Source organism: Pseudarthrobacter sulfonivorans (assembly GCF_001484605.1).
Classification (GTDB): Bacteria; Actinomycetota; Actinomycetes; order Actinomycetales; family Micrococcaceae; genus Arthrobacter; species Arthrobacter sulfonivorans_A.
The window spans coordinates 4084445-4103294 of the sequence record NZ_CP013747.1 but is presented as its reverse complement, the minus strand read 5'-3'; the positions used below and the strand labels follow the sequence as shown (position 1 = coordinate 4103294).

The 18850-nt window shown below is 65.4% G+C and carries 14 protein-coding genes; 5 read left to right on the top strand and 9 right to left on the bottom strand.

Translation table 11 applies throughout. The features are described 5' to 3' along the window. The first annotated feature begins 10 nt into the window (after positions 1–10). Entirely contained in the window at positions 11–178 is a 168-nt protein-coding gene (locus tag AU252_RS24195; protein WP_167349846.1) for a hypothetical protein, read from the top strand. 152 nt (positions 179–330) lie between these two features. Beyond that, a complete protein-coding gene (gene hrpA / locus AU252_RS18595; protein ID WP_058931992.1) occupies positions 331–4284 on the top strand; it encodes an ATP-dependent RNA helicase HrpA in 3954 nt (1317 codons plus the stop codon). Between the two features lie 64 nt (positions 4285–4348). On the opposite strand, the gene AU252_RS18590 is transcribed toward hrpA, so the two are convergent. From AU252_RS18590 to AU252_RS18580, 3 genes are read right to left on the bottom strand one after another with little or no spacing between them, the layout of a single operon-like run. Continuing rightward, entirely contained in the window at positions 4349–4777 is a 429-nt protein-coding gene (locus AU252_RS18590) for an HIT family protein (protein ID WP_058931991.1), read from the bottom strand. Beyond that, positions 4774–5958, bottom strand: coding sequence for an NAD(P)-dependent alcohol dehydrogenase (locus AU252_RS18585; RefSeq protein WP_058931990.1), 1185 nt, complete (start codon positions 5956–5958; stop codon positions 4774–4776). Before AU252_RS18585 ends, AU252_RS18590 begins: the two co-directional genes overlap by 4 nt. Beyond that, on the bottom strand, positions 5955–6842 hold the full coding sequence (locus AU252_RS18580; protein ID WP_058931989.1) for a sulfurtransferase: 888 nt from the start codon (positions 6840–6842) through the stop codon (positions 5955–5957). Before AU252_RS18580 ends, AU252_RS18585 begins: the two co-directional genes overlap by 4 nt. A gap of 99 nt (positions 6843–6941) precedes the next feature. Between AU252_RS18580 and AU252_RS18575 the strand changes: the two genes are divergently transcribed. Beyond that, positions 6942–8021: a PLP-dependent cysteine synthase family protein gene (locus AU252_RS18575; RefSeq protein ID WP_058931988.1), complete on the top strand. Its 1080-nt coding sequence runs from the start codon at positions 6942–6944 to the stop codon at positions 8019–8021. A gap of 4 nt (positions 8022–8025) precedes the next feature. On the opposite strand, the gene AU252_RS18570 is transcribed toward AU252_RS18575, so the two are convergent. Beyond that, positions 8026–8682 (bottom strand): MBL fold metallo-hydrolase, encoded by a 657-nt coding sequence (locus AU252_RS18570; protein ID WP_058931987.1) that lies wholly within the window; start codon positions 8680–8682, stop codon positions 8026–8028. A 110-nt stretch (positions 8683–8792) separates the two neighbouring features. On the opposite strand from AU252_RS18570, the gene AU252_RS18565 reads away from it, so the two are divergent. After that, positions 8793–9275: a Fur family transcriptional regulator gene (locus AU252_RS18565; protein WP_058931986.1), complete on the top strand. Its 483-nt coding sequence runs from the start codon at positions 8793–8795 to the stop codon at positions 9273–9275. 42 nt (positions 9276–9317) lie between these two features. On the opposite strand, the gene AU252_RS18560 is transcribed toward AU252_RS18565, so the two are convergent. From AU252_RS18560 to AU252_RS18540, 5 genes are all read right to left on the bottom strand, one after another. Continuing rightward, positions 9318–10193 (bottom strand): metal ABC transporter permease, encoded by an 876-nt coding sequence (locus tag AU252_RS18560; RefSeq protein WP_058931985.1) that lies wholly within the window; start codon positions 10191–10193, stop codon positions 9318–9320. Next, positions 10193–11008: a metal ABC transporter ATP-binding protein gene (locus AU252_RS18555; RefSeq protein WP_058931984.1), complete on the bottom strand. Its 816-nt coding sequence runs from the start codon at positions 11006–11008 to the stop codon at positions 10193–10195. Before AU252_RS18555 ends, AU252_RS18560 begins: the two co-directional genes overlap by 1 nt. After that, positions 11005–12003 carry a metal ABC transporter solute-binding protein, Zn/Mn family gene (locus AU252_RS18550; RefSeq protein WP_058931983.1) on the bottom strand — a complete coding sequence of 333 codons (999 nt, stop codon included), beginning with the start codon at positions 12001–12003 and terminating at the stop codon, positions 11005–11007. The genes AU252_RS18555 and AU252_RS18550 overlap by 4 nt, the downstream gene beginning before the upstream one ends. A gap of 115 nt (positions 12004–12118) precedes the next feature. Beyond that, the gene (locus tag AU252_RS18545) at positions 12119–13189 is read right to left on the bottom strand and encodes a hemolysin family protein (RefSeq protein ID WP_058931982.1); all 1071 of its coding nucleotides are present in this window, start codon (positions 13187–13189) and stop codon (positions 12119–12121) included. Beyond that, positions 13186–14520, bottom strand: a complete 1335-nt coding sequence (locus AU252_RS18540) for a hemolysin family protein (protein WP_058931981.1) — start codon at positions 14518–14520, stop codon at positions 13186–13188. Before AU252_RS18540 ends, AU252_RS18545 begins: the two co-directional genes overlap by 4 nt. Positions 14521–15020: 500 nt before the next feature. Here AU252_RS18540 and AU252_RS18535 point away from each other — a divergent pair, with 500 nt between their 5' ends. After that, on the top strand, positions 15021–18821 hold the full coding sequence (locus AU252_RS18535) for a multifunctional oxoglutarate decarboxylase/oxoglutarate dehydrogenase thiamine pyrophosphate-binding subunit/dihydrolipoyllysine-residue succinyltransferase subunit (RefSeq protein ID WP_058931980.1): 3801 nt from the start codon (positions 15021–15023) through the stop codon (positions 18819–18821). Positions 18822–18850 lie beyond the last annotated feature (29 nt).

The following is an 18850-nucleotide window of genomic DNA, read 5'->3' as shown; positions in this document are numbered from 1 at the left end:
GCATTGAGTCATGGAAATCTTCGGAATCGCCCTAGTGGTCCTGCTCCTCGTCGTCCTCGCCGCCACCGTCTCAGCGCTCCTGAGTGATGGCCGCGGCCACACCCCGCCCATCACCTCCGACCAGCCTTGGTCCGCCCTGGACCTGCCCAGCGTTAACTACACCCTGCGCATTTTCTAACCAGAAGGCATGCCTCAAGCCGCCATTACCAACCCACCAACACAACAAAAGGGACCCGGCTCATAAAGAGCCGGGTCCTCTTAATGTCTGATCTCGGGTTGACGGCAGCAAGCACGGGAATCAGGCGCCGCCCCAGTAGACTGGCTGCAGCCATGACATTTCATATCTCCTACCCTGCTGAGCTGCCCGTTTCCGAGCGCCGCGAGGACCTGAAGGCTGCCATTGCAGCGAACCAGGTGACCATCATCGCCGGCGAGACCGGCTCCGGCAAGACCACCCAGATCCCCAAAATGTGCCTCGAGCTGGGCCTGGGCGACAACGGCCTGATCGGGCACACCCAGCCGCGGCGGCTCGCAGCCCGCACCGTCGCTGAGCGCATCGCAGAGGAACTCGGTGTGGAGATCGGCCAGGAAGTCGGCTTCCAGGTGCGGTTCACCGGCGAAGTCAGCCGCGCCACCAAGGTCAAGCTCATGACCGACGGCATCCTGCTCGCCGAGATCCAGCGGGACAAGCTGCTGCGCAAATACAACGCCATCATCATTGATGAAGCGCACGAGCGCAGCCTCAACATTGACTTCATCCTGGGCTACCTCAAGCGCATCCTGCCGCAGCGGCCGGACCTGAAGATCATCATCACCTCGGCCACGATCGATCCGGAGCGCTTCGCCAAACACTTCGGGTCCGACGACGAGCCCTCCCCCATCATCGAGGTGTCCGGGCGCACGTTCCCGGTGGAGATCCGGTACAGGCCGCTGTCCCAGCCAGCCAGCGGACCCGCCGATGGCGAAGATGCAGACGCCTCCGATGACGAACTCGAAGAGGACCGCGATCCGCTCGACGCCGTCTGCGACGCCGTTGACGAACTCGCCACCGAGTCCCCCGGCGACATCCTGGTCTTTTTCTCCGGCGAGCGCGAAATCCGCGACGCAGCAGAGGCACTTAACGCCAGGATCCAGTCCAATCGGCGCCTGGCTGGCACCGAGGTGCTCCCGCTGTTCGCCCGCCTGAGCCTGCAGGAACAGCACAAGGTGTTCCACCCCGGCAAAAACCGCCGGATTGTGCTGGCCACCAACGTGGCCGAGACGTCCCTGACGGTCCCGGGCATTAAGTACGTCATCGACACCGGCACGGCCCGCATCTCCCGCTACTCGCACCGCACCAAGGTCCAACGGCTGCCCATCGAGCGCGTGTCGCAGGCTTCGGCGAACCAGCGCTCCGGCCGGTGCGGCCGCGTGTCGGACGGCATCGCCATCCGGCTCTATTCGGAAGAGGACTTCGGGTCCCGGCCGCTGTTCACCGATCCGGAAATCCTGCGCACCAACCTGGCGGCCGTCATCCTGCAGATGACCGCTATGGGCGTTGCCCGTGGGCCCAAGGACGTGGAGAACTTCCCGTTCGTCGAGCCGCCGGACTCGCGGGCAATCAACGACGGCGTTACGCTCCTGCGCGAGCTCGGCGCCCTGAATGCCGTCCGGCCAGGTGACGCCAAGAGCGGCGGACTCACCGCCGTCGGACAGCAGCTTGCCCAGCTGCCGGTGGATCCCCGCCTCGGCAGGATGATCGTTGAGGCCGGCAAGCGCGGCTGCGTCCGCGAGGTAATGATCCTGGCCGCGGCGCTGACCATCCAGGACCCGCGTGAGCGTCCCACGGACAAGCAGCAGCTCGCTGCCGAGAAGCATGCCCGGTTCCGTGACGAAAACTCTGACTTCACCGGCTTCCTGAACCTGTGGAACTACCTGCAGGAGAAACAGCAGGAACTCTCGTCCACCCAGTTCCGCCGCCTGTGCCGGACCGAGTTCATCAACTACCTTCGGGTCAGGGAATGGCAGGATCTCTTCGCCCAGCTCCGCCAGATGGCCCGCCCCCTCGGGATCAGCCTGGACAACAAGCGCCTTGCCGATCCTGTGGGCAACCACGAGGGCATCCACATGAGCCTGCTGTCGGGCCTCCTCAGCCACATCGGCATCCTGGACGAGCGCAAGCGCGAATACGCCGGTGCCCGCGGCAGCCGGTTCGCAATCTTCCCCGGTTCGTCGCTCTTCAAGAAGTCGCCCACGTTTGTGATGGCTGCCGAGCTCGTGGAGACCAGCCGCCTCTGGGCCAGGGTCGCAGCCAAGTTCGATCCCGTCTGGGCAGAACAGGTGGCGCCGGACCTCGTTAAGCGCAGCTACAGCGAGCCGCACTGGTCCACCAAAATGGGCGCGGTCATGGCGTACGAGAAGGTCACCCTGTACGGCGTGCCCATCATCCCGCAGCGCCGGGTCAACTACAGCCGAGTGGATCCTGTGCTGGCCCGCGAGCTGTTCATCCGGCACGCCCTGGTGGAAGGCGATTGGAAAACGCACCACAAGTTCTTCCACCGCAACCGCGCCCTGCTTCTGGAAGTCGAGGAACTCGAGGCCAGGATGCGCCGCCGCGACCTGCTGGTGGACGACGAAACGCTGTTTGAGTTCTACGACGCCAGGATCGGCCCCGACGTTGTATCCGAACGGCACTTCGACAAATGGTGGAAGGAGGCCCGGCAGCAGAATCCGGACCTCCTCGACTACGACAAGTCATTGCTGCTCAACAACGACGCCGATGACCTGGACGAGGCCGCTTATCCGAAGACGCTGCTGCACAAGGGCTTCGAGCTGCCACTCAGCTACGAGTTCCACCCTGTGGCGCCCGGGTCTCCGCCCAACCCGTCCGACGGCGTCACAGCCGAAGTCCCGGTGCTCTTCCTGAACCAGCTCGATGATGCCGCCTTCCGCTGGCTGATCCCCGGCCAGCGTGCCGAGCTCGTGGCTGCCCTGATCAAGTCCCTCCCCAAGCAGGTCCGCAAGAACTTCGTCCCCGCTCCGGATGTGGCCCGACAGGCCGTTGCCGCCCTGGAATCGGACTTTGATCCGGCCCACGATGAGCTGGAAGCCTCGCTGGAACTGGCCCTGCGCCGGATCCGCGGCCACGTCATCCCGCCCGGTTCCTGGAACTGGGATGCTGTGCCGTCCCACCTGCGGGTGAGCTTCAAGGTTGTGGATACCCAGGGCAAGGTGCTGGATGAGGGGAAGGACCTCGCGGCCCTGCAGGAGCGGCTGGCCCCGGCAACACGCCGGGCCATTGCTGAATCCCTGGGGGCGACGCCGGGAACCACCGCGCCGCAGTCTCGGGGAAATTCGAAGACACCCGGAAAGGCCGGCGGAACAGTCCCCGCGTCATCTACTGGCGGAAATGCAGCCGGCAGCGGCACAGGCTTCCAGGAACAGACCGGCCTGACCGAGTGGGCCTTCGGCACGGTCCAGCGGCAGGTCAGCAACACCGTCAACGGCCACACGGTCACCGGCTATCCAGCGTTGGTGGACGAAGGAACATCCGTGGCGCTGCGCGTCTTCCAGACCTCGTCGGAGCAGCTAGAGGCCATGCGCGGCGGTGTGATCCGGCTCCTCGCCCTCCGGGTACCCGCACCGGACCGCTACGTCCTGGAGCACCTCAACAACACGGAAAAGCTGACATTCAGCCAGAATCCGCATGGTTCCGTGTCAGCCCTCATTGCCGATTGTGCCCTGGCCGCCGTGGACAAACTGACCCCGGCGGAACTCCCGTGGGACCGGGCGTCCTTCGACGCCCTCTACGAGCAGGTCCGGGCGGAACTAATCGATACCGTCTTCAGCGTGACGGCCGTGGTGGAGCGCGTACTGGCCAGCACCCGGCGGATTGAGAAACAGCTGAAAGGCACCACGAGCCTGGCGCTCATCAGCGCCCTGAACGATGTCAGGAGCCAGCTCGAGCAGCTCGTGTTCCCGGGATTTGTGGCCCGCACCGGCTACAAGCAGCTCAGCCAGCTCCCCCGCTACCTTGCCGCCATCGAGAAACGCCTCGAAAAGCTCCCCGGCAACGTCCAGCGGGATGGCCTGAGCATGGCCGCGGTCCAGCGGCTGGAAGACGATTACGACGACGCCGTGTCGGCGCTGCTGCCCGGGCGTCGGGTCGGTGCAGAACTGACGCAGGTCCGCTGGATGATCGAAGAGCTGCGCGTGAGCCTCTTCGCCGTCGAACTCGGAACGGCCTATTCCGTCTCCGAAAAGCGGATCAGGGCTGTCCTTAACAAGGCGCTCGCGCCAGTCTAGGCCTGCCGGTCACGGCTGGCGCGAGCAAAGTCCTGGACGGGCCAAACCGGCGCGAGTGTCAGGCTCAGCTGGCGGGAACGAACTCCGCATAGCCGGCGGCCCTGAGCCCGGCACGCAGCTTTTCGGCGTTCGCGTCCAGCAACGCGGGATCCGGGTTCTGGTCGGCCGAGGCGAAATCGAAATCAGCCATGGTCCTGGACGGCCACACGTGGACGTGCAGGTGGTTGATCTCGTACCCGGCCACAATCAGCCCCGCCCGCTCGGCGAGGAAGACGTCCAGCTGCACCGCACCGATCCGCCGGGCCACTTCCATCACCTTCGCGAGGGTTTCCGGGGACGCATCGGTCCAGCGGTCCACCTCCTCGGTGGGCACCACCAGGGTGTGCCCGTCTGCCAGGGGACCCGTGGTCAGGAAGGCCGCAACGTCAGCCTCCCGCCAGACGAAGCGTCCGGGGATCTCGCCATTGATGATTTTGGTGAACAGCGTGCTCATGCGTCTGCCTTCTCGGCCGGAGCCTGCAGGGTGCTGGCGTCCAGCACAAACCGGTATTTGACGTCGCCTGCCACCATACGGTCGTAGGCCTCATTCAGCTGGTCTGCGCGCACCAGTTCGATATCCGCCACCACGTTGTGCTCGGCGCAGAAGTCGAGCATCTCCTGCGTTTCGGCGATGCCACCGATCAGCGAGCCTGCGTACGCGATCCGCCGCCTGATCAGGGCCCCCGGATTCACCGGCGGCATAGCGTCGGAGGGCAGACCCAGCTGGAACAGGGCACCGTCCACGCGCAGGGTACGGAAGAACGGATTCAGGTCGTGCGGAGCAGCCACGGTGTCGATAATGAGGTCGATGGTGCGGTCCGCGGCGGCCATGGCATCCTTGTCCCGGGACAGGATCACTTCGCCGGCCCCGAGTTCCAGCGCGGCCGGCACCTTGCCCTCGGAGGTGGTGAACACCACCACCCGCGCTCCCATGGCCTTGGCGAGCTTCACGGCCATGTGTCCGAGCCCGCCGAGCCCCACCACGCCCACCACGTCGCCTTCCGCCACGTCGAAGTGCCGCAAGGGAGAGAACGTGGTGACACCTGCGCAGAGCAAGGGGGCGACGGCGGCCGGGTCCAGGTTGCCGGGCACTCGGACCACGTAGCGCCGGTCCACCACCACGGCGGACGAGTAACCGCCCTGTGTGATGGCATCGCCGTTGCGCGGATCCTTGGCGCCGTAGGTCCCGATCAGCCCGTTTTCGCAGTACTGTTCCAGGCCGTCCAGGCAGCTCTCGCATTCGCGGCAGGAATCAACCATGCATCCGACGCCCACGCGGTCCCCCGGGATGAAGTCAGTCACGGCCGAGCCGACGCGGTTGACGGTTCCGACGATCTCGTGGCCAGGGACCAGCGGATATTTCTGGCTGCCCCATTCGCCTCGCGTGGCGTGCACGTCCGAGTGGCACAGGCCGCAGAATTCGATGGCAATCTCGACGTCATCTGCTTTGGGGGCACGCCGGGCCAGCGTCAGGGGTGCCAGGCCGCTGTCGGCCGAAGCCGCGCCATAGGCGGCAGCCAGCACGCCGGTGCCGGGATCGGTGTCCAGGTCCGTAGCAGGATGAGCAGCAACAGCATCGTCGTTCGGCAATACGGGGCGGGCAAGGGGCGGCGGTACGGGGCGTCCTGGGGTCATCCTTCGACGCTACCCCCGCGGGCTGCCGCATGGCCATTCGGCCGGCTGCCCGTCGCCACCGGCAGCGCGGGATTGTTGGACCATTCCGAGAAGGATCCCGGATAGAGGGCGGCCCGGAATCCTGCGATTTCAAGGGCGGCCACCTCATGGGCGGCGGTCACGCCCGAGCCGCAGTACACGGCCACCGGGACGTCGTCGCGGACGCCGAGGTCCCCGAATCGGCGCCGCAGCACGTCCGCGGGCAGGAAATGCCCGGCCCCGTCCACGTTCTCCGTTGTGGGTGCGCTCCGGGCGCCCGGAATGTGGCCGGCGCGGGGGTCAACGGGTTCAAATTCGCCCCGGTATCTTTCGCCGGCCCGGGCGTCCAGGAGGACGCCCGTTGCCGGCCAGTCCGCCGCTCCGGCCGCGTCGATGCTGGGCATCCGGCCTCCGGCAGGGGAAACATCAAAGGAAATACGCCCGACGGCGGCGTCCACGGGTCCGGTGTCCAGCGGCAGTCCGGCGTCCCGCCAGGCGGCCAGTCCGCCGTCGAGCAGGTACACGTCCTGTAGCCCGGCGTTGCGGAGCATCCACCAGAGCCGGGCGGCAGCCATGTTGCCGCTGTTGTCATAGGCCACCACAACGTCGCCGTTGTTGATCCCCCAGCGCCTGGCAGTTTCCTGGAATTCCGCGTCGGTGGGCAGCGGGTGCCTGCCGCGGGCCGGGGTGGCCGGCGTCGCCAACTCGGTGGCGAGGTCCACAAAAACTGCCCCGGGGAGGTGCCCCTCAAGGTAGCGTTCCCGGCCGTGCGGGTCACCCAGCGCCCAGCGGACGTCCAGCACCACGGTTCGCTGGCCGGCGTCGAAACGCGCCGCCAAAGCCGGGACAGCCATCAGTGGACCCATCGTTCTCCTTGCAATTGTGCTTGTGAGGTGTGCAGTCGCTGATCCAACTCTAGCTGCGGCAGAACGGCTGGCGGGGAGCGCCGCCGGTAGGCTGGTCCGGTGAAGAACGCGAGCGCGGACCGGGCCTGGGCTGACGAGGCCATCAGAAAAGTCAATGCAGAAAACAACCGGTCCGCCGATACGCATCTCTACTCGGTGCCGCTCCCGGAGCACTGGGGCGTCCAGCTTTACCTCAAGGACGAATCCACTCACCGTTCGGGGAGCCTCAAGCACCGGCTGGCCCGCTCGCTGTTCCTCTTTGGCCTGGTCAACGGCTGGATCCGCGAAGGTACCACTATCGTGGAGGCGTCCAGCGGCAGCACCGCTGTTTCGGAGGCATATTTCGCGCAGCTCCTGGGCCTGCCGTTCGTAGCGGTCATGACCCGCACGACGAGCCCGGAGAAGATCGCGCTGATCGAACAGTTCGGCGGCTCGTGCCTGTTGGTTGACCACGCCTCAGAGGTTTATGCTGCGGCGGCGGACGTCGCTGCCACGTCCAACGGCCACTACATGGACCAGTTCACCTACGCGGAGCGGGCCACGGACTGGCGTGGCAACAACAACATCGCGGAGTCCATTTTTGGTCAGCTGGCGCTGGAGGAACACCCTGTCCCCCGCTGGATTGTGGTGGGCGCCGGGACCGGCGGCACCAGCGCGACCATCGGCCGCTACCTGCGCTACCGCGGCCACGACACCCGCCTTGCAGTAGTTGACCCGGAGAATTCCGCGTTCTACCCCGGCTGGTTGAAAGGGACTGGTGAAGCAAGCACCGGCTTGCCCTCACGGATCGAAGGCATCGGCCGCCCGCGGATGGAGCCGAGCTTTGTGCCCGCCGTCATCGACCACATGATCCAGGTTCCCGATGCCGCCTCCGTCGCGGCCATGCGGCACCTGCACACCCTCGCCGGTCTGCATGCCGGACCGTCCACGGGCACAAACCTGTGGGGTGTCTGGCAGCTTGTGGCGGAAATGGTGGCCGAGGGACAGCGCGGCAGCATTGTGTCGTTGATGTGCGACGGCGGCGACCGCTATGCGGGCAACTACTACAATCCCGCGTGGCTGTCAGGGCAGGGCCTGGACCCCGAGCCGTATGAGGAAGTCATCCGCCGGTTTTTCGAGACCGGCGTCTGGAACGCGTAGGCGATCAGACCTCCACTGATTCCCGCGGGGCAAGGCGGGTGTACTCGGTGCCGTATTTCCGGCCCAGCCGGGCAACATGGGATTCTGCGACCTTCAGGCCCGTTTCGTTGAGCAGCCCGTCGTGGATCTGGAACGCACGCGGGGCGCGGACGGCAATGACAAAATCCACCACCTCGCTGACCTTGCTCCACGGCGCGTGGAGCGGAACCAGCAGCGTCTGCACGGTGAGACCGTCCGGGATGATGAAAGAGTCCCCCGGGTGGTAGACGTTGCCGTCCACCAGGTAGCCGATATTGGCCACGATGGGAACCTGCGGGTGGATCAGTGCGTGCTGTCCGCCGAAGCTGCGCACGTTGAAGCCGGCCGCGTCAAAACTGGAACCGGGTTCAACCGTGTGGATCCGCACTGCGGCCTGCGGCGCCTCCTCCCGCAGATGGGCGGCCACTCCGGCCGGCGCGAAGACCGCCAGGACGTCAGAGCGGCGCAGTGCGTTGACCATGGCCGGCACATCCACATGGTCGGCGTGCTCGTGCGTGATCAGCACGGCCTGCGCCCCGGCCAGGGCTTCGGCCGTCTCGGAGAATGTTCCCGGATCCAGCACCAGCACCCCGCCGTCCTTCTCAAGCCGGACGCACGCGTGGGTGTATTTTGTCAGCTTCATAGCGCCAGCCTAGGGTCAGGCCCCAAGCCTGTCCAAGGGGCGTCCGGCTGTTCAGCCCCGGCTGGTAATCTTGATGATTGCCACCGTCCCTCAGGGAAGCGAGTACCTTCATGCCGTTCGGCACCAAAGCTGACGCCACGCCGTCGACCGCTGCATCCGGCGCAGGCACCGCCAGTGTGCCCGGCAAGGAGCAGCGCGTCACCAAGCAGCGTGTGGCCGTCAGCGCTGCCCTGGACGAGCTGGATGACTTCGTCAGCACGCAGGAGCTGTACCGCATCCTGCAGAACAAGGGCGTCTCCGTTTCCCTGGCAACGGCGTACCGTGTCCTGCAGTCCCTCGCCGACGACGGCCTCGTGGACGTGCTGCGCAACGGCGAGGGCGAAGCCGTTTACCGGCGCTGTGCCGTGACCGGGCACCACCATCACCTGCTGTGCCGCAACTGCGGGAAGGCCGTGGAAGTCGAGGCCCCGGCGGTGGAAACCTGGGCCGCCCGGATCGCCACCGAACACGGCTACACCGAGGTGGCGCACACCGTGGAGATCTTCGGGCTGTGCCCGGACTGCACAGCCCTCAGGTCCGCCGGCAAACTCTGACGGCCTGAGCCGCAACAACCGGACGCACGCCGTTGGACCGCGTCAGCGGGCGTGCACCAGCCGGCCGTTGATGCCCTTCTTGGCCCGGACACTGCCCACGATGCGGCACACCACGTAGATCAGGAATGACAGCGTGGTGACGTAGGGGCTGATGGGGATCCGCCCGCCCAGCGCCAGCAGGATTCCGCCCACCGTGGCCGTGACGGCGAAAACAACGCTGAGCGCCACCACGGCCACGGGAGCGGACGTCACGCGGAGCGCCGCGGCTGCCGGGGTGATCAGCAATGCGAGCACCAGGAGCGCCCCCACCACTTGGATGGATAGCGCTACGCTGACGCCCAGCAGGACCATGAAGATCAGCGCGAGCGTCCGTACGGGCACCCCGCGGGCTTCGGCCAGTTCGGGATCAACGCTGGCAAAGTTCAGCGGGCGCCAGATGGCTGCCAGTGCTGCAATGACCAGCACAGCGGCGCCGGCAAGGACCTGGAGCTGGACGGTGTCCACGGACACGATCTGCCCCGTGAGAAGGCCGAATTTGTTGGCGGCCCGGCCTTCGTAGAGCGACAGGAACAGGATGCCGAGCCCTAGGCCGAAGGGCATGATCACCCCGATGATGGAGTTTTTGTCCCGGGCCCGGACGCCCATCAGGCCCAGAAGCAGCGCCGCCGCCACCGAGCCGATGAGCGAGCCAAACACGATGTCCGAGCCGATCAGGAGCGCAAACGCCGCCCCGGCGAAGGAGAGCTCCGAGATGCCGTGGACGGCGAACGCCAGGTCCCGTTTCATCACGAAAGTGCCCACCAGCCCGCCCAGCAGGCCCAGCACGGCCCCGGCCCAGATGGAGTTCTGGACCAGCACCAGCAGCTCGCCGTAGTTCTCGAAGCTGAAGATCGCTCCGATGATGCTGTCCGCATCCATCAGGCCACCTCCCCCACCGTGGCGTGGACATCGGCATGATGGTGCGTGGTCGCGTCGGGCAGGCCGATGACGACGATGCGCCCGTTCGCGTGGATGACTTCCACGTGGCTGCCATAGAGCTCGGACAGGACCTCGGTGGTCATGACCTCTTCCGGGGTCCCCACGCGGAACCGCCCGCCGACCAGGTACAGCACCCGGTCAACGTAGTCGATGATGGGGTTGATTTCATGGGTGACAAAAACCACCGCGCTGTTCTGGGCGTGGCACTGCTTGTTGATCAGCGCGCTGACGGCCTGCTGATGGTGCAGGTCCAGGGACAGCAACGGTTCGTCACAGAGGAGGACCTTGGGGTCCGTGGCCAGCGCCTGGGCCACCCGGAGGCGCTGCTGCTCACCGCCGGAGAGCTGGCCCACCGGGACTTTGGCGTAGTCACTGGCGCCCACCAGTTCCAGAAGCTCATCGATCCTGCGGTTTGCCCGGGCCTTGCCCAGCCGCAGCCCCCAGCGGTGGCCGTCCACGCCGAGCCCCACCAGGTCCCGGGCACGCATGGGGGTGTCCGGAGCAAAGGATTTCTGCTGCGGAATGTAGCCGATCAGTTTGCTGCCCCGCTCCACGGGACGGTCGCCAAGCGTGGCCCGGCCGGACTGCAGTTCCTGCAGGCCCAGGAGAACCTTGAGGAAACTGGTCTTTCCGCTGCCGTTGGGGCCCAGGACGGCGAAAAATTCACCGGGCCTGATGTCCAGGTCGAGATCCTCCCAGAGCAAGCGTTTGCCGAACTGCAGGGACGCCCCGCGGAGGCTAACCACCGGTTTCAACTATTTTTCTCCAAAACTTTGCTGACGTTGTCAACATTGTCCGTCATCCACTGCAGGTACGTCTTGCCTTCGGGCAAGGTTTCGCTGAAGTCAATGACGGGAACGCCGGCTGCTTCGGCTGCCTTTTTCAGCGCCTGTGTCTGGGGTCCCTCTGTCTGCGCGTTGTACGCCAGGAACCCGATGTCCTTGGATCCCGCCAGGTCCGTGGCTGCCTTCAGCACCGCGGGCGGAACGTCCGAGCCTTCCTCGATCGCGGCGGTGTAGTCGGCCGGAGTCTTGTTCTCCAGCCCGGCTGCCTCGAGCAGGTACAGCGGGACAGGTTCGGTCACGGCCACGGCTGCGCCTGTTCCGTTGGCCTTCAGTGCGGCAAGCTTGACGGCCAGGCCGTCCACCCCGGCTTTGAAGGTTGCGGCATTGGAAGTGAACAGGGCGGCTGATCCCGGTTCGAGTTCACCCAGTTTTGCCGCCAATGAATCAGCGAGCTTACCCATGGCATCCAGGCTGTACCAGGCGTGCTCGTTGAACTCACCGTGCTCGTGGTGGTGGCCGTCAGCTGACTCGCTCGCCGCCGACGACGAATCAGTGTGGCCTTCCTCCGGAGCCAGGCCAGCCACTTCGACGGCCGTGACGATATTGCTGTGCGGGAAGTTGCTGTCGTCGGCCATCTTGTGGAGGAAGGCGTCGTAGCCGCCGCCGTTCTCGATCACCAATTCCGCTTTGGACACCAGCAGCCGGTCCTGCGCGGTGGCCTCGTACGAATGCGGGTCCTGGCTGGTCTTGGTGATGATGGAGGTGACGTTGACTTTGTCCCCGCCGATGATCGCGGCGATGTCTCCGTACACGTTGGTGGACGCCACCACCTCGACGACGCCGGCGGATGACTCCGGGCCGGACGTCGCCGACGGTGCACCGCCTCCGGAGCCGCAGGCGGTGAGCAGCAGGCTCACGCCGGCGAGGGCTGCGAGGGACGTTCGGATGGCGGCGGGGTGGCGCACGGAAACCTCAGTTCAGTACAGGGATGGACTTTTGCGTCTCCAAAAAGCTTACCCCTAAATGTGAATGATTCCTATTTAGGATAGCCGGGCCGGTCCCTTGCGGACCCGGGCGCGCTTAGTCCCCGTTCGGCTCGCCCAGCCTCCTGATGCCGGTGGCCTGGGTGGCGTCCCGGATCTCCCCCACAAGCTGTTCGATCACGTCCTCCAGGAAGAGGACGCCGTGGGTCTGACCGTCCGCGCCGATCACACGGGCCAGGTGTGAGCCCGTGCGCTGCATGACGGACATGGCCGTTTCAACTTCGTCGTCCAGTGCGAGGTTGGCAAGCGAGCGGATCCTGCTCTCGGCGATGGGGTGCTGGTAGTCCGACTCGGGAATGGACAGCACATCCTTCACGTGGAGGTAGCCGGACAGCATGCCGTCATCGTCCAGCATCGGGAACCTTGAGAACCCGGTCCTGCTGACGGCTTTTTCAAACTCCACCGGTGTGGTGGCCGCCTTCAGCATGACCAGGTCGTCCAGCGGAACCATGATGTTCGAAGCCGTGTACTCGGAGAACTCCAAGGCGCCGGTGATCAGGCCTGCATCATCATCCACGAGCCCGTGACGGGTGGATTCCTGCAAAATCGACTGGACTTCTTCGAGCGTGAAGGACGAGTTCACCTCATCCTTGGGTTCAATCCGCAGGAGCTTGAGGATGTGGTTGGCGGACCAGTTCAACGCGACGATCACCGGATTGACCAACCGCGCAACAAACATCAGCGGCGGGGCCAGCAGCAGGGCCGCCTTGTCTGCCACGGACACTGAGATGTTCTTCGGCACCATCTCGCCGAACGTGACGTGCAGGAAAGTCACCACCATCAGGGCAATAGCGAACGCTGCGACGTCGGCAACCTCCACCGGCAGCCCAACAGCTTCCAGGGGCGCCGCCATCAGGTGGTGGATGGCCGGTTCGGCCACCTGCAGGATCAGCAACGAGCACACGGTGATGCCCAACTGCGCACAGGCCAGCATCAATGAGACGTTTTCCATGGCGCGCAACGTGGTCTGCGCCCGCTTGGAACCGGCCTCCGCGAGGGGTTCGATCTGGCTGCGCCTGGCAGACATCACCGCGAACTCCGCGCCGACGAAAAACGCGTTACCCAGCAGGAGGACAACCAGCCAGGCAATTCCGGCCCAATCACTCATCGTTGGCCCCCGTCTCCCGGAGCGGGCTCCGCTTCAGGCGCCGCCGGATGGAAGGAGATCCGTTCGATCCTTCGGCCGTCCATCCTGGTCACGCTCAGGGTGCCGCCGCCTACCTCGACGGTGTCCCCCACTGCGGCGATCCGGCCCAGTTCACTCATGACGTATCCGCCCACGGTTTCGTAAGCGGCTTCGTCCGGAACAGTCAGCCCCGGGATCTGTTCGGACAGCTCGTCGGGCCGCAGCAGCCCGGGGAAGTACCAGTCCCCGGACGCGCTCTGGAGCAGTCCCGGGCGTACCTTGTCGTGCTCGTCGGACACTTCACCGACGATTTCCTCCACCAGGTCCTCAAGGGTGGCGATGCCAGCGGTTCCGCCGTATTCATCCAGGACAATCGCGAGTTGGAGGTTTCCCTCGCGCAGTTCGGCCAGGAGGGCATCGAGGTGGATCGTCTCCGGCACGCGGAGGACATCGGTCATGATGGCTCCGGCCTCCAGGTTTGCCCGCCGGTCCCACGGCACGGCAACGGCCTTTTTGACGTGGACCAGCCCCTTGATGTCGTCGGAGGACTCCCCGATGACGGGGAAGCGGGAGTACCCGGTGCGCCGGGCGGCGTCCAGGATGTCCGAGACGGGCTGGTCGGCGTCGATGGTTTCCATCCGGATCCGGGGCGTCATAACGTCGGCGGCCGTCCGGGCCGAGAAGTTCAGTGTGCGGGCCACAAAGTTGGCCGTCCCGGCGTCGAGCGTTCCCATGGCGGCGGAGCGCCGCACCAGGGAGGCGAGCTCGGCCGGCGTCCGGGCACCGGAAATCTCTTCCTTGGCCTCCAGGCCAAAGACGTTCAGTACTTTGTTGGAAAAGCCGTTGAGCACCACGATGGCGGGTTTGAAGATGGCGGTAAAAACCAGCTGCGGCCGCGCCAGCGCCTTGCCCACTTGGAACGAGAGCGCAATGGCCATGTTCTTGGGCACCAGTTCGCCAAGCAGCATGGACAACAGCGTTGCCAGCGTCATGGCTATGACCAGGGAAACGGACGCGGCAGCCACTTCGGGAATTCCGACGGCGGCCAACGGGCCCTCGAGGAGGCGTCCTACCGACGGCTCCATCACGTAACCGGTCAAAAGGGTGGTGAGGGTGATGCCGAGCTGACAGCTGGAGAGCTGGGTTGAGAGGGATTTCAGGCACTTGAGCAGCGGGACGGCACCGGTGTCACCGTTATCGATGGCACGTTGGACCGTGGGCTGGTCAAGGGCAATCAGGGAAAATTCGACGGCGACGAAGAAGCCGGTGCCGGCGATCAGCAGGAGGCCTGCCGCGAGGAGCAACCACTCCATTCAGCATCCCGCCCGAAAATCGGGAGAAGCGCGGTGGTGCCGGGGGAAACTGACCGGCGGAGGATGATCGGCCGAAGCCGACACTGTTTCCATAGGGGCTCCGCCGGGGTGGCCTGACGGAAAGTGATGGGCGCGTGTTCGGGGTTTGCCGGCTCTGCGGGTGGACTGCGCGGTGCTGTACTTCATGCTCCGCTGACAGCCCCCAGGCCGGCACCTAGATTTACTGTCCATAAGAATTTCAGTCTACAGGAGCAGATTGCGCCTTTCGGATGGCCGCCCGGAGGTCCCGGCACACCCGCGCCGGGACGGCTTCCGGACGCCACAATCGGTGATCTCCACGTCATCGCCATGATTTGGGTCACCGTTATTGGCAGTTAACACAGAATGCTCATTAGACTGGCAAAGGTCCGGGTTCAGGACGCAGAGACTGGTTCGAATGTTGTGCTGCGGCACCGTGGCGGCCAGAGAGAAATCAAACTCATGGAAGAGGCGTATTTCAAGTGCCAGAGCAGCCAAGCCACCGTCTACCAGAGGAATTTGGCGGAAACGAGTGGCTCGTTGACGAACTGTACGAGCAGTATCAGAAAGACAAGAACACGGTGGATACCAAATGGTGGCCCCTGTTCGAGTCCTTCGATTCAGGCAGCGGTTCTTCTTCCAACGGAAGCACGGCGGTAGCCGTGGCCCACCCAGCAACCCGCGAAATGCCGGCTGTACCGCCGGCACCTCCGGCTTCTGCAACTGCTGCACCGGCAACGTCGCCGGCCGCACAGCCCGCAGCACCGGCCGCCGCCCCCGCGGCGGCAAAGAAAGCTCCCGCTACGGTCGCCCGCGATGGCGCGAAGAAGACCGAGCCCGGAACCGGCGCCCAGCCGATTCCCGCCCAGCTTCCCAAGAACGTCAAGGCACCCACGGCTCCGGAAGAGGACGTGGTCTCCGTTCTTCGCGGCCCGGCCAAGGCCATCGCCACGAACATGGTCACCAGCCTTGAGGTCCCCACGGCCACCAGCGTCCGGGCCATTCCGGCCAAGCTGCTGATCGATAACCGCGTGGTCATCAACTCCAACCTGGCCCGTGCACGCGGCGGCAAGGTTTCCTTCACGCACCTCATCGGCTACGCCGTGATCCGGGCACTCGCCCAGTTCCCCTCGATGAACGTCTACTACGACGAAATCGACGGCAAGCCCAGTGCTGTCCAGCCGGCCCACGTCAACTTCGGCATCGCCATTGACATGCCCAAGCCGGACGGCACCCGCCTGCTCATGGTGCCCAACATCAAGAAGGCGGAGACCCTCAACTTCTCCGAGTTCTGGCACACCTATGAAGACCTGATCAAGCGTGCCCGCGCCGGCAAGCTGACCGCTGATGACCACTCCGGCACCACGGTCTCCCTGACTAACCCCGGCGGCATCGGCACCGTTCACTCCGTGCCGCGCCTGTCCAAGGGCCAGGCTGCCATCATCGGCGTCGGCGCACTGGACTACCCCGCGGAATTCCAGGGTGCCAGCGAGAAGATCATCGCGCACAACGCCATCAGCAAGGTGCTCACGCTGACGTCCACGTATGACCACCGCGTCATCCAGGGTGCAGGCAGCGGCGAGTTCCTGAAGCTGGTCCACCAGCTGCTGCTGGGCGCCCAGGACTTCTACGACGAAATCTTCGAGTCCCTGCGCATCCCGTACGAGCCCGTGCGCTGGAGCCCGGACCTGCAGGTGGACCCTTCCGACCAGATCAACAAGGTTGCCCGGATCCAGCAGCTGATCCACTCCTACCGTGTGCGCGGCCACCTGATGGCAGACACCGATCCCCTGGAATACGTCCAGCGCAAGCACCCGGACCTTGACGTCCTCACCTACGGGCTGACCCTGTGGGACCTGGACCGCGAGTGGCCCACCGGCGGTTTCGGCGGCGCGCCCATGCTCAAGTTCCGCGACATCCTCGGCGTCCTCCGTGACGCCTACTGCCGCACCACGGGCATCGAGTACATGCACATCCAGGAGCCGGAGGAACGCAAGTGGTTCCAGGACCAGCTGGAGCACCCGTACTCGAAGCCCAGCCGCGAAGAGCAGCTGCGCATCGTGTCCCGGCTCAACGCGGCCGAGGCGTTTGAAACCTTCCTGCAGACCAAGTTCGTCGGCCAGAAGCGCTTCTCGCTGGAGGGCGGCGAATCCCTGATTCCGCTGCTGGACGCCATCATTTCCGATGCCGCCGACGACGGACTGGACGAGGTTGCGATCGGCATGGCCCACCGCGGCCGCCTGAACGTCCTCACCAACATCGCCGGCAAGACCTATGCCCAGGTGTTCCGCGAATTCGAAGGCACCCAGGATCCCCGCTCCGTGCAGGGCTCCGGCGACGTAAAGTACCACCTCGGTACCGAAGGCACGTTCACCTCGGAAAACGGCAACGAGACCAAGGTCTACCTCGCCGCCAACCCGTCCCACCTCGAGGCCGTGGACTCGGTGCTCGAAGGCATCGTCCGCGCCAAGCAGGACCGCCTGGACCAGGGCGAGGCCTTCCCGGTCCTGCCCCTGATGGTCCACGGCGACGCTGCGTTCGCAGGCCAGGGCGTGGTTGCCGAGACGCTGAACCTGTCCCAGCTCCGCGGCTACCGGACCGGCGGCACCATCCACGTGGTGGTCAACAACCAGGTGGGCTTCACCACGGCCCCGTCGTCGTCGCGCTCGTCCACGTACTCCACGGATGTCGCCAAGATGATCCAGGCTCCGGTGTTCCACGTGAACGGTGACGATCCCGAGGCAGTGGTGCGCATCGCCCAGCTCGCCTACGAGTTCCGCCAGCGTTTCCACAAGGACGTTGTGATCGACATGGTGTGCTACCGCCGCCGTGGCCACAACGAGGGTGACGACCCCTCGATGACCCAGCCCATGATGTACAACCTGATCGAAGCCAAGCGCTCCGTCCGCAAGCTGTACACCGAGGCACTCATCGGCCGTGGCGACATCACCGAGGAAGAAGCGGAGCAGCTGCTCCGCGACTACCAGGAGCGGCTGGAGCGGGTCTTCGCCGAAACGCACGCGGCCCAGACCTCGCCCATCCCGATCATCACCGCGGACTCCGCCGCCGTCTCCGACATTGAGCGTCCCATCGCCCAGCAGGCTGACTTCGGCACCAACGCCCCGGCGTCCACTGCCATTTCTCCGGAGACCCTGGCACACATCGGCAAGGCCCACGTCCAGATCCCCGAGGGCTTCACCGTCCACGCCAAGCTCAAGCAGCTCCTCGAAAAGCGCGAGCAGATGTCACGCGAAGGCGGCATCGACTGGGGCTTTGGCGAGATCGCGGCCTTCGGTTCGCTGATCATGGAAGGCGTTCCCGTCCGTCTTGCCGGCCAGGACTCGCGCCGCGGCACGTTTGTGCAGCGCCACGCGGTGTTCCACGACCGCGCCAACGGCGGCGAGTGGCTGCCCCTGGGCCACCTCTCGGATGACCAGGCGAAGCTGTGGATCTACGACTCCCTGCTGTCCGAATACGCGGCCATGGGCTTCGAATACGGCTACTCGGTGGAACGCCCGGATGCCCTGGTGCTGTGGGAAGCGCAGTTCGGTGACTTCGTCAACGGCGCGCAGACCATCATCGATGAGTTCATCTCCTCGGCCGAGCAGAAGTGGGGCCAGCGTTCCTCCCTGGTCCTGATGCTGCCGCACGGCTACGAAGGCCAGGGCCCGGACCACTCGTCGGCACGCATCGAACGCTTCCTGCTGATGTGCGCCGAAGAGAACATGATCGTCGCCAACCCCACCACGGCGGCATCACACTTCCACCTGCTGCGCCGCCAGGCGTACAGCCGGCCGCGCAAGCCGCTGATCATCTTCACGCCGAAGCAGCTGCTGCGCCTTAAGGCTGCCGCGTCGTCCGTCGAGGACTTCACCACGGGCTCCTTCCGCCCCGTCATCGGTGACCACGAACAGCCGGCGGCAGACGCCGTCGAACGCGTGCTGCTGGTCTCCGGCCGCCTGTACTACGATCTCCTGTCCACCCGGCAGAAGACCGGTGACAAGACCACCGCGATTGTCCGCGTGGAGCAGCTCTACCCGCTGCCGCACGAAGAAATCGCAGCGGAACTGGCCAAGTACCCGAACGCGGAGGTTGTCTGGGCACAGGACGAGCCCGCCAACCAGGGACCGTGGCCGTTTATGGGCCTGAACCTCCCGGAGGCGCTGGACCGGCGCGTCCGCCTGGTGTCGCGTCCCGCATCGGCCTCCACGGCGGCCGGCTCCATGAAGCGACACGCAGCCGAGCAGGATTCACTGCTGAAGCAGGCATTTGCACGGAAGTAGTCCCAGTGGCTGCCCGGCCGGACGTCGAA